This is a genomic window from Psychrobacter glacincola (assembly GCF_965118485.1).
Lineage (GTDB): Bacteria > Pseudomonadota > Gammaproteobacteria > Pseudomonadales > Moraxellaceae > Psychrobacter > Psychrobacter glacincola_D.
Genome location: NZ_CBCPJH010000009.1, coordinates 13,943 through 27,277, shown reverse-complemented (window position 1 = coordinate 27,277; position 13,335 = coordinate 13,943). Strand labels below are relative to the sequence as shown.

Genomic DNA, 13,335 nt, shown 5'->3' with positions numbered 1-13,335 from the left:
CGGATATGAGAGTAAAGTGATAACGATGAACATGCGCTTTAATGATACTGATGTTGATAGCAATAATATCGCCACTTGCTCTTGGATTACCTGCTATGTGGGCTTGGGCAGTAATTTAGCAAATGAGCTTGGTTCGCCGGTAGAGCATTTACAGCAGGCACTTGAAGTGATGCAAAAAGATGAAAAAGTGCGCAAGGTGCGTGTTTCTTCATTCTATGCATCAGTACCGATGGGACCACAAGATCAGCCTGACTTTGTCAACGCGGTCGCTGGTTTTGAAACCATATTCACGCCGTTTGAACTGCTGGCATTTTGCCAACAACTAGAGCAGCAAGCAAAGCGTGCCCGCCTGCGCCATTGGGGTGAACGTAGTCTCGATGTCGATATATTACTATATGGCGACGCACAAATCGCAGAGCCACAATTGACAATACCGCATGCTGGCTTACATGAGCGTAATTTTGTCTTGATACCGCTACGCGAGTTAGCGCCAGAGCTAATCATTGCTCTCAAGCCAATAACGGATTTTCCACACAGTAGTGATTGGACAGGCTTAAAATTATTATCAAATAATGAGCTAAGCTGTAATCAAATATAGATATGCCAATCGTTAAAGCTATTGATGCTTAATGAATAGTCATAATTATTATAGTTAAAAGTATTGAGGGTGATATGACAACGTTATCTACTTTAAATAAATTTAAAAAAGATGGTACCAAGTTTACTTGTTTGACATGTTATGACGCTATGTTTGCGCGCATGATGGAAAAAGCGCAGATTGATACGATTTTAATCGGTGATAGTTTGGGCATGGTGGTGCAGGGTCATGATTCAACCTTGCCGGTTACGGTCGATGATATGGCTTATCATACTGCCAATGTCGCTCGTAGCAACAAGCAAGCGCTTATTTTAGCTGACTTACCCTTTATGAGCTATGTGACGCTGCCAGAAGCTATTGCTAACAGCCGCAAGCTGATGCAAGCAGGGGCGCACGTGATCAAAATTGAAGGTGGCAGTGAGCTTTGCGAGTTGGTTACAACATTGGCGCAAGCAGGCACGCCAACGTGTGTACATTTGGGATTAACGCCGCAGTCGGTGAATGTTTTTGGCGGTTATAAAGTACAAGGTCGCGGCGATGAAGCAGGTCAAAAACTTCTCGATGATGCAAAAGCTGTCGTTAATGCTGGTGCCGCACTTTTGGTACTAGAATGTGTGCCTGCCGAACTTGCTAAAGCGGTAACTGAAGCGGTTGCAGTGCCGGTTATTGGTATTGGCGCTGGTGCTGATACCGATGGTCAAGTACTGGTCATGCATGACATGCTAGGTATGGTTCATGGTCGCGCGCCGCGTTTTGTTCATGATTTTTTGACTGATGAGCGCAATACTGAGCATAGCATCGAAGGCGCATTTGCCCTTTATCAGCAGTCGGTACGTGAAAGCAGTTTCCCCACAGAGCAGCATCAGTTTAGCTAAGTAAATTTAAACGTCAGTCATTAGATCTATCAGTAAAAGAGCAGTCAACTATGCCAACGATTCATCACCATATCTCAGAGCTACGCTTGGCTTTACGGCCTTACCGGACAGCGCAGCGCATTGCTTTAGTACCTACAATGGGCAATCTGCATGATGGTCATTTAGAGCTAGTAAAAATAGCCAAACAGCTTGCAGATATTGTGGTTATTAGTATTTTTGTTAATCCAACGCAGTTTGGGGTTGGTGAAGACTTTGATAGCTACCCTCGTACCCTAGATGAAGATGTGGCGAAACTTGCTACTGTCGGCGCTGATTATGTTTTTGCTCCTACTATTGATGAGATGTATCCAGTATTGCCACCGCCGACATCAGTTCTCACTGGGGCTATTACTGAGCAATTATGTGGCAAAACCCGCCCAACGCATTTTGATGGCGTCGGCATTGTCGTCTCTAAGTTATTTAATATCGTGCAGCCTGATGTAGCAATATTTGGGCAAAAAGATTATCAGCAACTGGCAATCATCAAGCAATTGGTACGTGATTTAAGCTATCCAATCGAGATTGTTGGCGCACCTATTATTCGTGCTACTGACGGTTTGGCTTTGTCTTCGCGCAATCAGTACTTAAGTGAATCTGAGCGAAAAGTAGCACCTATCTTGCAGCAAGAGTTGCAGTATTTAGCCGAACAGATTGGCGATAATCAGCAGCCATTAGAGTTGCTTTTGGTGGCAGCTCGCGAGCGTATGACCAGTGCTGGTTTTATTATTGATTATTTAGAAGTGAAAACGCCTGAGCTGACTGCTGTTGATGAGAGTATCAATAACCATCAAGACTTGGTGATATTCGTTGCTGCATGGTTAGGTCGTGCGCGACTGCTTGATAATCAATTGGTGACGAATCGTTAACCGATATATCGTTTTTGTCATTTTTATTCATAACATTGCCATTTGCTGGATGCATCTTATTAGGATGATGGAACATGAAGGTAAATCAGGACGCTAATAATGCTCAATCAGAGCTTATAGACTGTAACGAATCCGTTGCTCATAAACTGAGTATCTTAGTAGTGTCAGGACGTTCAGGCTCAGGTAAAACTTCGGTACTCAATATCCTTGAAGACTTGGGTTTTTATTCTATTGATAACCTGCCTTTGTCCCTTGTGCCTGAAGCAGCGCAAAAGCTAGTGTGTGATAGTGGGATTAAACGCATTGCGCTTGGGGTTGATATTCGTACGCCGCGAGCAGATTTATCCAACTTTGCTGATATCCATGAGTGTTTAAAAGAGACTTATGGTGAAGAGGCGGTCACGGTGATGTATGTAACGGCACAAGAAGAGACGCTGGTTGCCCGCTTTAATGCCACACGCCGCATTCATCCGTTGATGGTACTAGATACCAAGAGCATAGAAAATAACGTTGACAATTTACCCGCAGCAATTGAGAAAGAAATTCAGATGCTGCAGCCAATATTTAAGCATGCCGATATCAAGATAGATACCAGTATGCTGAATATCCATCAGCTAAAAGAGCGTCTGCGTAATTACGTCGGTGTGGACAATCAGATCGTGATTAACTTGCTATCATTTGGCTTTAAGTATGGCAGCCCTATCGATGCAGATTTTGTCTTTGATGTACGGATTTTACCCAATCCGCATTGGAACCCGAGCCTACGAGCAGCAACGGGTCTTGACGCCGAAGTAGGTGTATTTTTTGCGGATTATCCAGAAGTTGCTGAGATGACTGAGGATATTGCTACATTCTTGAATCGTTGGTTACCGGATTTTTTACACAACAATCGCCATACGGTAACGGTCGCCATTGGCTGCACTGGCGGCAAGCACCGCTCAGTATTTATCACCAAACACTTGCAAGACAGATTACAAGATAGCTTGCCAGAGGGCTTAACCGTGACGGCCAAACATCGTGAAAAGCATCGCTGGTAGCGTCTACAAAACCCTTTATACCTATTGTTTTTATACTTATTATTTATTTTTAAAAATGGAAAGCTTTTATGATTGACTGGTCAGAACAAGATATGCGCGTATCGCGCACAGAGCTAAAAAAAGCTCATGAGCGCCTGCAACAGTTGTCGATACCGCTTGCCAGCTTATCGAAAAAACAACTTAAAGCTTTACCTGCCAGTGATTATTTTATGGCGGAATTGATGGCACTTGCCGATATTACCAGCGCCAATGCACGCAATCGTCAGACCAAACGTGTTGGTAAGCTTATGATTGAAGAAAATCGCCATGAGCTGATAAAAGCATTGTTTGATGCCTACTTTCCTAAAGAGCAAGTATCTAAGATAGAGAGCTGGTATGAGCGTTTAAATATCAATGATGAAGGTACGCTTAAGCAGTTCGTCAAACAATACAAAGCCTCTGAGCAGCATAGTATGTATCAGCTCTTACTCTGGATTGAGTATGCTAAGCATACAAACGATGATGAGCTAATGGCAGAATCAAAAGCCGATTTGGCGAGTTATATACGCGAAGTTGCTATTTTGACGAATCTAAAAAAATAGCAAATTGAGGCATAGGTAAGCGAATTTGATTTAATGATTACCTATAAAAAATTAAAGATAGAATATTCAATAAAAAAAGCCAATCGTTAATGATTGGCTTTTTTGTTTTCTAAGAGCTTTTTTACTTTCTAAGAAATATAGTCGATGCTAAATAAAAAGGATACATTTTTTGAGAACGAGGGACTGGGATAAATTTTTTTGGCTTGCTGTGTCTACGCAGACAGAGGCTGCAAAAAATTTATCCCAGTCCTGCTGTATCTTTTTCGTATTGGACTGACTATAGCTTCTTTATGCTTAATTAAAAATAACCATGTTATTTTTTTTCAGCACGTACTTTGTCGACTAAGAAATCAACCACTTTAGGTACGGTGGCGCTTTCGCCCGTTACGACGTATTTACCTTGGACGATAACGGCTGGTACACCTGAGATCTGATAACGTTTAGCACCTGCTTGTGAGCGACCAATTTTTGTACCCACAGCAAATGAGTTATAAAGGCTGTTGAATTTCTTTTCGTTTACCCCTTTTGAGGCGTACCATTTGCTCAATGACGCTTGATCGAATAGTTGTTTACCGTCTTTATGTACCGTATCAAATAGGGCGTCATGGGTCTTGTTTTCAAAACCCAGTAATTGCGCGGCATAAAAACCACGGGCACTGGCTTCCCAAACTGGGTTTAGGGCTGCTGGGGTTTTAAAGAAAGCTACATCTTTATCTTTGTTTTTTGCCCATTTTTCCATATGCGGATTGAGGTTGTAGCAATGCGGGCAACCATACCAAAAAAATTCACGCACAATGATAGCATCACCGCTGATTTTTTCTGGATTATCTAATACACGGTAGTCTTTTCCTGCGACATAATTGGCAGCTTGTGCACCCATATTGGCAAATCCAATAGCGCAAGCCAAACCAGTTAATGCGATGATACGTTTCATACTTATTCCTTGAAATAACGACATTCAGAAGTTTGCGTTGATAGTTGTAGCTTCGATAATCATATCTTTGACAGTCACATAAACGCCAAAGCAAATAAGCAATGACAAAGTTGATAGACGACGAAGAGTCATCTCGGTCGACCTACCATAGAATAGCAACTATAATAGCGTAAAATGCAGCAGTTTGTGAACCCGATTCTTAACTAATGGTTGTAATGCTGTCAGTCATTATTTAAGGTATCTTACTTATAGCCTGTCATTCTATTTTTATTGATATTTAAAGCATTAATAAAGCAGTTCACAATCGGTGACGATGTACTTACGGCAGCTTCGTGGCTCTCATGTTAATATTGAGTCTTTAGTCACATACTATAACAATAAAGGAAAAACTATGAGCCAAGCTTTATCTTCTGAGCAGCCTTTGTTCACTCAAGAAAATGATGGCGGTATGGCTGACGATACCGTAAACGCTATCAATGTCGATCCAAGCGAAGTAGAGAAATTTAATAAATTGGCAGGTGAGTGGTGGAATAAAACCGGCGCTTTTGCCACTTTGCACGAAATTAATCCGCTACGTCTTAACTGGATAGAAGAAAATGTTAAGCGTGGCTATCTGAGTAGCGATACTAGTAAGACAGCGGAAAGTGGCTTAGCTGGTAAAAAGGTGCTTGATGTCGGTTGCGGCGGTGGTATCTTGTCAGAATCAATGGCACGTCGCGGTGCTGATGTAACGGGTATTGACCTTGGTACAGAAAATTTAAAAGCAGCGAGCTTACATGCTGAACAAAGCAATTTGAAAGATACTTTACGCTATCAGCATATCCCGATTGAAGCATTGGCTGCTACCCATGCTGGTCAGTTTGATGTGGTCACCTGTATGGAAATGCTTGAGCATGTACCAGATCCAACCGCTATCGTAGAGGCTTGCTTTAAACTGTTGGCACCGGGCGGAGTTTGCGTCCTATCGACTATTAACCGCAATCCTAAATCGTATTTGTTTGCTATCGTTGGTGCAGAGTATGTGCTGCGCTTGCTTGATCGCGGCACCCATGATTATGCCAAGTTTATCACCCCAGCTGAGCTTGATAAAATGGCGATTGACGCTGGGTTTACACGCCAAGATATCATTGGACTACATTATAATCCATTGACCAAGCGCTATTGGTTGGCTCAAAACGTCGATGTTAATTATATGATGGCAGTACAGAAACCTCTTGCTTAACCCTTTTTTAACACCCTAATTAAGAGCCTTTTTAATGAGCCAATTTGTAAAAGCGGTTTTATTTGACCTAGATGGAACACTGATTGATACGGCTGCCGATTTTGTCCGTATTATTGGTAAAATTAGCGCTGAGAACGGCTGGCAAGCGCCGCCTGAGACGGAGATTCGTGAGCAAGTTTCTGCAGGTGCTTCAGCAATGGTGCAGCTGATGCTACGTTATAATGAGCAAATGGATCTTAGCGAGGAGACGTTGCTAGAGTTTCGTCAGCAGTTTTTGGACGATTATGAAGCGGATATTTGTGTGGATAGCTGCGTTTTTACTGGACTCGAAGACGTTTTAAGTGCACTTGAAGAAAAAGGTGTACCTTGGGGTATTGTGACCAATAAACCGCGCTATTTATCAGAGCTGTTATTAGAAAAAATGCAGCTAGATACGCGCTGTGCAGTTTTGGTTTGTCCTGATGATGTATCACGTCCTAAGCCTGATCCAGAGCCTATGTATGCGGCATTAGAGAAGCTCAGTATTCCTCGCGGTGCTGCCGAAAGCGTACTTTACGTGGGTGATCATATCCGTGATATCGAAGCGGGCAATGCGGCTGATATGTCGACGATTTTGGCCGCTTACGGTTATATCCCGCCTGAAGATCAGCATAATTTGAAGCAATGGGGTGCAGATTATATTATCGATACCCCTGAGCAATTGAAAAAATTATTGCTCTCTTCTGGTAAGTTTGATTACTTATAGTTTAAATGAACCATAAACTCAGCGTATTTTTAGTCAGTATTTGAAGCATATAGCACAATATTTAAAACTACCCTATTTATTAAACGATAAGCAGTGAGTAATGCCATGAGTGACAATATCAATCCATTAGCCAATCAGTCCGAAAGCCATTCAACTGAAAATGTAGAAAACCATCTTGATAGCCAGCAGAATGATTTGCAAGCGCCTATCTCTGCCTTAGCCGCCTTAACTCACGATGATATTCGTGACTTTGAGCCTGCTGAAAATTGTTTAGATGGCAAGACTATTTTAGTGACAGGGGCAGGCGATGGCATTGGTCGAGTTGCCGCGTTGACTTATGCACGCTATGGTGCAACGGTGTTGTTATTAGGACGCACGAGTAGCAAGCTTGAATATGTCTATGATGAAATTGAAAGCTTTGGCGGAAAGCAACCTGCCATGCTACCGATGAATTTAGAAGGCGCGACTTATGCAGAAATGCAAAAGCTAGCAAACTTGATTCATAGAGAAGTTGGTCAGCTTGATGGGGTGTTGCATAACGCGGGGATGCTTGGCCCATTGACGCCACTTGAGATGTACGATGTTGATATGTTTGCTCAAGTGATGAAGATTAATTTCACTTCGACCTTTATGCTTACCCAAGCGTTACTGCCGTTACTCAAAGATGCGCCGAATGGCTCTATCGTATTTACCTCTAGTAGCGTTGGTACCCATCCTCGCGCGTTTTGGGGTGCCTACGCGCTATCCAAGCAAGCGGTAGAAGGGATGAGTGATATCTTTACCCAAGAGACGCAAAATACCACCAATCTACGTTTTAACTGTATCAATCCAGGTGGTACACGCACCAATATGCGCGCCCATGCCTATCCAGGTGAAAATCCGATGAGTTTGAAAACCCCTGACGATATCATGGCAGGTTATGTATGCTTGATGAGTGATGAGAGTATCGGCGTGCGTGGACAAGTGCTTGAATTACAGCCAAAGGATTAATCAAAATTTATCATAGTCGATAGATTGAAATTGCTAATCTATAGCCCCATCTATTTGTTATTAAAGAACTTTATGCTAAATTAATAATGAGCATAATTAATAAAAATAAATAGGATAAGATTATGGCAGGTGGTTGGTCAAGAGATGGGGCGGAACACGAACAAATGGATGCGACCGTTAATGATGCGCTAGAGCGGGCACGTCGCGCCTTACCGACAGGTAAAAGCGCGGAGTTTTGTGATGAATGCGGTAAGCCGATTCCAGAAGCACGGCGTATTGCAGTTCCTGGTGTGCAGCATTGCATTAGCTGTCAGAGTGAGCTAGAACAAGAGGCAAAAGCCACGGAGTTATTCAATCGCCGTGGTAGTAAAGACAGTCAGTTACGTTAATTAGAAAAGCGCCCCTGCTAAAAAATAGCAGGGGCGCTTTTTTGCGTATCAATTTAATATCTAAATCATTAATAGTTAATCTATAACCAGCGACATCAGCTCACGATCGTATGCTTCCCAATCTATTTCACTGTCTATCATATCTTCTTGCTCAGTACCTTCCTGCAAAATAATTTCTAGTCGGCTATCGACCTGCGCGCTAACCGTACTCGTGGTTAGGCTATCAGGCGTAAAATTAATCTGTAACCAGCCGTCAGAGGTATGGATAACGCCTTTGATGCGTTGCCAGTTTGGCAGTTTTAATAACCAATCCTGTAACTTATCAGCGTTGAATACATAGTTTTCTGGCAGTCGCCAACCTGCCAGAATAATATCTTGCTGCTGCTCATGATAACGATAGGGCAGTTCTATATGGCTATCTGCTTCAATGTCATTACTCGTTTTAAAAGGGAAATGGTTGCTTAATGGTTTCAAACTCACAATAGTTTTGGACGGTTCAGTGATATTGACCCTCTGCTGCTGTGAGATAACGAAACTGGGTTTGGAAAGCTGTGCATTTAACACTGTTGGATAGTCAGTTAATACACTTATATCATTAGTCGCTGTCTGGTTGTCAGATTCTGCCCAAATAATAAAGACCTGTGCATTCAGCTTAGCAATCCACGTTTGCAGCGTTTGTTTTTCGTCAGTGCTTAATTGGGCGTAGCGATTAATCACTAACACATCGGCATCGCGGACATGCGCTTGGAACCCTTCATGGTTACGATACTTGTCTGTTTGCCACTGTAGAGCATTAAGCACAGTTATGACTGCTTGCATCTTGAGAGCCGTTTGCCAATGCGGCGCGCTAAGTTGCTGTATAAGCTCACGTGGATGAGCAAGCCCTGTGGGCTCGATAAGCAGACGCTTTGGGTGATGGTCACTGAGCAGGCGACTCAGCGCGATTTGGAGCGGCAGTTGACTGGTACAGCAGATACAGCCGCCGTTGACTTCACGGATGGCGATATTGTTTTTTGCCGAATCTGTAGCTTGTGAGCTTGCCAGTAGCGCGCCATCGATACCAATACGACCAAACTCATTTATCAATAAAGCCCAACGCTCATCAGTAGGTTTACTGGCAATCAATTGATTGATGAGTGTAGTTTTGCCAGAACCCAAAAACCCTGTCACCAAGGTGCAGGGTATATTTTGAAGAATAATAGGTGATTTCAATGCGGCGTCCATACTATTAATAGAAGAAAATATTAATAGTATGATATATCAATCGCTGTAAGCAACGCTTAGGAATTTATAGTGATTCGCTTTTCGCTGCCTCGACTTCTGCTTCGTCCGGTACAAACACATAGCCCACGCCCCAAACCGTTTGGATATAACGCGCTTGTGAAGGATTATCTTCAATTAAGCGGCGCAGACGTGATACTTGTACGTCAATTGAGCGCTCCATCGCACCCCATTCACGACCACGAGCAAGATTCATCAGCTTATCACGAGTCAATGGCTCACGTGGATGTTGAACCAATGCTTTTAGTACGGAGAATTCACCGGTCGTTAAAGTCACGACATTACCGTCGCGTTTAAGCGTCCGAGTCGATAAATCAAGCGTCCATGGTCCAAATTCAACCACTTCAAGCTGATGACTTGGCGCACCCGGTAGCTCGCGGTTTTGACGACGTAATACCGCTTTGATACGTGCCAATAGCTCTTTTGGATTAAAGGGCTTTGGTAGATAATCATCCGCACCCGCTTCGAGACCAGCGATGCGATCAGCGTCGCCACCTTTAGCAGTCAGCATAATAATAGGAATATCGCCATTGTCTTCGCGCAGACGCTTACAGATACTGATACCGTCTTCGCCAGGTAGCATCAAATCAAGCACCACCAATGAGAAAAGCTCACGCTGTAGCAATTTATCCATCTGATTGCCGTCGTGCGCCGTACGAACCACAAAACCATCATCTTCCAGAAAACGCTGCAATAACGAGCGCAGACGCGCATCGTCGTCAACGACTAAAATACGCTGAGTTAAGGTATCAGGGCTGTTATTTTCAGACATACAGGCATCCTCTTATAAAAATTATTATTAGTAGAAATTGTCATTAGTAGACATCGTGATTAAAAATGCAAGGGTGAATAGCTTTATTAAAAAATAGCACCAGAATTCAGACAAGCATCCATAAAAGTATCAATAATAGTGCCGCTAGTTAGGCATCATTCCATCGATTGTTGAAAATTTATAAATTCAATAAGCAATTGTTCAGTACGGTAGTAAACTGCAATATTTGTGCGATTGAGACTTTAGTGTATAAGATTGCCGTCATAATTGCATCACTGATAACGGTAAATGCTGTATGCGTTTGTTTAATAAAGCTGCAAAAACGTGTTTATCAGACGATTTTTGCTATAAATAATGTCATAAATAACGAAAATATAAAAAGGATTTCTATTCATGCAGCTTTTGCTATAATGCAAAGCTACATTTCTCAACGATTGATACGTCTATGAGTAGCACTGATACCTTAACGCCATCTCAAACCTCGACAAAAGCGCAGGTTTTGGATGCAACCACACACGCGAATATTCACGACAAGCTTGCTCGCGCGCTTGGCATTAAGACTGCTCAAGTCAATGCGTTTGTGAAGCTTTACGATGACGGCGCGACTGTTCCTTTTATTGCCCGTTACCGTAAAGAAAAGACTCAAGATCTTGACGATGCGCAATTGCGCGCGCTAGAGAAGTCGCTTAATTATGAGCGTGATATGGCAACTCGTCGCCTCAAAATTACTGAGCTACTAAGTACGCAAGGCAATTTGACCGACGAGCTACAGACGCGTATCGATAATGCGACGTCGAAACTTGAGCTTGAAGACATCTACTTGCCATATCGTCCGCGTCGCCGCTCTCCTGCTGCCAAAGCACGTGCCGCAGGTCTAGACGTTGCTGCTCAAGCTGTGTTGACACAAGAAGTCACGCCGACCGATGCGCTAGCAGACTATCAAGCTCAATCCACTATTACCGATGAGAGTGGTGATAAGATTGACGTTGACTTTAGTGATATCGAAAAGCAACTGGCGGGTGTGCAAGCCATCATCGTAGATGAATGGACGCAAGCGTTAGATTTACTTGATAACTTACGTAGTGGTTTTGCTAAAACTGCCAGTATCGTATCGAGCGTTGCTAGTGATGAAAAACGTGAAGTCGGTGAAAAATTCAAGGATTATTTTGAGCATAGCGAAAGTCTTGCGCGCCTACCGAATCATCGTTTATTGGCGATGTTACGTGGTCGTCAAGAAAACGTTTTGGGTCTAAAGATTGAAGGCGAAGATACTCCTTTTATTGAAAAAATCATTAAGCATTTTGACGTTGATACAAAAGTGCCAGCAGAGCGTCAAGCGTTTTTGACCGAAGCGGCGACCAGTTTGTGGAAAGACAAATGGCGTCCGCATATCGAACACCGTTTATTAACAGAGAAGCGCCTCACCGCTGAAGCTGATGCGATTGATGTGTTTGCTAATAATCTACAGCATTTATTAATGTCAGCACCGGCAGGTCGCAAAGTGATTTTAGGTGTTGATCCTGGTATTCGTCATGGCGTAAAAATGGCGATTGTTGATGCTCAAGGTCATGTCATGCTAGACGGCGAAGATAAGCCTGTCGTCGCAACTGTCTATCCATTTGCTCCTGATAACAAAATGACTGAAGCCAAAGCCGTTATTGATCAGCTATTAAACACTTATAACGTTGATTTGGTCGCTATTGGTAATGGTACAGCGAGTCGCGAAACCGATACAATGATTAAAGAGATTTTGGCCGCTAACAATGCACTAAAAGCTAAAGCCGTTATCGTGAATGAGTCGGGTGCTTCTGTTTATTCAGCCAGTGAGCTCGCTAGTGACGAGCTTGCAAATATGGATGTTTCTGTACGTGGCGCTGTTTCTATTGCTCGCCGTCTACAAGATCCCTTATCAGAGCTGGTTAAAGTTGATCCAAAAGCCATTGGCGTTGGTCAATATCAGCATGACGTCAATCAAACCCAGTTGGCAGACAGCCTAGATAAAGTCACCCAAGATAGCGTGAACGCGGTTGGCGTTGATGTGAATACCGCAAGCCCAGCTATTTTGGCACATATTGCGGGTTTGAATAAAAACGTCGCGCAGCAAATCGTCACTTATCGCAAAGAGCATGGCGCTTTTGATAGCCGCGAGTCATTGAAAAGTGTGCCGCGCTTAGGTGCTAAGACATTTGAGCAGGCAGCAGGTTTCTTACGCGTACACGGTGGCAGTAACCCACTTGATGCGACAGGCGTACATCCAGAAAGCTATGCGTTAGTTGACAGCTTACTGGCGCAAACAGGTAAAGCATTACCAGAAATCATCGGTAATGATAGTGCGCTAAACAGTATCGATACCACGGCGCTAGCTGCTAACGACGAGAATATCAGCGTAAAAGCTATCATAGAAGAGCTTGCCAAACCAGCTCGTGATCCACGTCCTGAGTTTAAAACCGCTAACTTCCGTGATGATATCAATAGTATTAAAGATTTGAGCGAAGGCATGACTTTAGAGGGCGTAGTCACTAACGTTACCGCCTTTGGTTGCTTCGTTGATGTCGGTGTCCATCAAGATGGCCTAGTGCACATCTCACAGATGGCCAATGACTTTGTCGCTGACCCGATGAACCGTGTCAAACCGGGTGATATCATCTCTGTACGTGTCATTGCTATTGACGAAAAACGTGGTCGTATTGGCTTTAGTATGAAACCTGAAGCTGAAAAACCAGTACGTCCAGCCGTGAAACCTCCTTTAGCAAATACTACTAATGACGAAAAGGCTAGTCGTCCACGTAGCAATCGCCCAGCAGCTGATAAGCGCCCGTCTAAGCCTAAGCGTCAAGATAGCAGCAACCGTAATAGCAATGACCGTAGCAAGGCTCCTCGTGCGGAAAAAGCTGAAGCTCCTAGCAAAATGGGTACTTTTGGTGCGCTACTACAAGAAGCTGGCGTGACTAAAGCTAAGAAATAAGACGTCTTATTTTAAGTAGTAATAAAAAAGGCAGCCATTAG

General features: G+C 43.3%; 13 protein-coding genes. 10 read left to right on the top strand and 3 right to left on the bottom strand.

The features are described from left to right. Window positions 1–25: 25 nt before the first annotated feature. From folK to yjgA, 5 genes are all read left to right on the top strand, one after another. Window positions 26–598 (top strand): 2-amino-4-hydroxy-6-hydroxymethyldihydropteridine diphosphokinase, encoded by a 573-nt coding sequence (folK, locus tag ACMHKH_RS04755; protein WP_413519519.1) that lies wholly within the window; start codon window positions 26–28, stop codon window positions 596–598. A 74-nt stretch (window positions 599–672) separates the two neighbouring features. Continuing rightward, on the top strand, window positions 673–1,473 hold the full coding sequence (panB, locus tag ACMHKH_RS04750) for a 3-methyl-2-oxobutanoate hydroxymethyltransferase (RefSeq protein ID WP_413519518.1): 801 nt from the start codon (window positions 673–675) through the stop codon (window positions 1,471–1,473). Between the two features lie 50 nt (window positions 1,474–1,523). Continuing rightward, window positions 1,524–2,378, top strand: coding sequence for a pantoate--beta-alanine ligase (gene panC / locus ACMHKH_RS04745; protein ID WP_413519517.1), 855 nt, complete (start codon window positions 1,524–1,526; stop codon window positions 2,376–2,378). A 74-nt stretch (window positions 2,379–2,452) separates the two neighbouring features. Further along, on the top strand, window positions 2,453–3,415 hold the full coding sequence (gene rapZ, locus ACMHKH_RS04740; protein WP_413519516.1) for an RNase adapter RapZ: 963 nt from the start codon (window positions 2,453–2,455) through the stop codon (window positions 3,413–3,415). A gap of 68 nt (window positions 3,416–3,483) precedes the next feature. After that, entirely contained in the window at window positions 3,484–3,996 is a 513-nt protein-coding gene (gene yjgA, locus ACMHKH_RS04735; protein WP_413519515.1) for a ribosome biogenesis factor YjgA, read from the top strand. Window positions 3,997–4,309: 313 nt separating this feature from the next. On the opposite strand, the gene ACMHKH_RS04730 is transcribed toward yjgA, so the two are convergent. After that, the gene (locus ACMHKH_RS04730) at window positions 4,310–4,930 is read right to left on the bottom strand and encodes a thiol:disulfide interchange protein DsbA/DsbL (protein WP_413519514.1); all 621 of its coding nucleotides are present in this window, start codon (window positions 4,928–4,930) and stop codon (window positions 4,310–4,312) included. A gap of 391 nt (window positions 4,931–5,321) precedes the next feature. Here ACMHKH_RS04730 and ubiG point away from each other — a divergent pair, with 391 nt between their 5' ends. The 4 genes from ubiG to ACMHKH_RS04710 all read left to right on the top strand — a co-directional run bounded on the left by ubiG (window position 5,322) and on the right by ACMHKH_RS04710 (window position 8,276). Then, entirely contained in the window at window positions 5,322–6,152 is an 831-nt protein-coding gene (gene ubiG / locus ACMHKH_RS04725) for a bifunctional 2-polyprenyl-6-hydroxyphenol methylase/3-demethylubiquinol 3-O-methyltransferase UbiG (RefSeq protein WP_413519513.1), read from the top strand. Between the two features lie 34 nt (window positions 6,153–6,186). Then, the gene (locus ACMHKH_RS04720; RefSeq protein ID WP_413519512.1) at window positions 6,187–6,897 is read left to right on the top strand and encodes an HAD family hydrolase; all 711 of its coding nucleotides are present in this window, start codon (window positions 6,187–6,189) and stop codon (window positions 6,895–6,897) included. 105 nt (window positions 6,898–7,002) lie between these two features. Further along, window positions 7,003–7,887 (top strand): YciK family oxidoreductase, encoded by an 885-nt coding sequence (locus ACMHKH_RS04715; protein WP_413519511.1) that lies wholly within the window; start codon window positions 7,003–7,005, stop codon window positions 7,885–7,887. Window positions 7,888–8,009: 122 nt separating this feature from the next. Then, window positions 8,010–8,276 carry a DksA/TraR family C4-type zinc finger protein gene (locus tag ACMHKH_RS04710; RefSeq protein ID WP_413519510.1) on the top strand — a complete coding sequence of 89 codons (267 nt, stop codon included), beginning with the start codon at window positions 8,010–8,012 and terminating at the stop codon, window positions 8,274–8,276. 75 nt (window positions 8,277–8,351) lie between these two features. Here the strand turns inward: ACMHKH_RS04710 and ACMHKH_RS04705 are convergent, their stop codons facing one another. After that, window positions 8,352–9,500, bottom strand: coding sequence for a CobW family GTP-binding protein (locus ACMHKH_RS04705; RefSeq protein WP_413519509.1), 1,149 nt, complete (start codon window positions 9,498–9,500; stop codon window positions 8,352–8,354). A gap of 64 nt (window positions 9,501–9,564) precedes the next feature. Beyond that, entirely contained in the window at window positions 9,565–10,329 is a 765-nt protein-coding gene (ompR, locus tag ACMHKH_RS04700) for a two-component system response regulator OmpR (RefSeq protein WP_413519508.1), read from the bottom strand. 445 nt (window positions 10,330–10,774) lie between these two features. Here ompR and ACMHKH_RS04695 point away from each other — a divergent pair, with 445 nt between their 5' ends. Further along, window positions 10,775–13,294: a Tex family protein gene (locus ACMHKH_RS04695; RefSeq protein WP_413519507.1), complete on the top strand. Its 2,520-nt coding sequence runs from the start codon at window positions 10,775–10,777 to the stop codon at window positions 13,292–13,294. The last annotated feature ends 41 nt before the right edge of the window (window positions 13,295–13,335 follow it).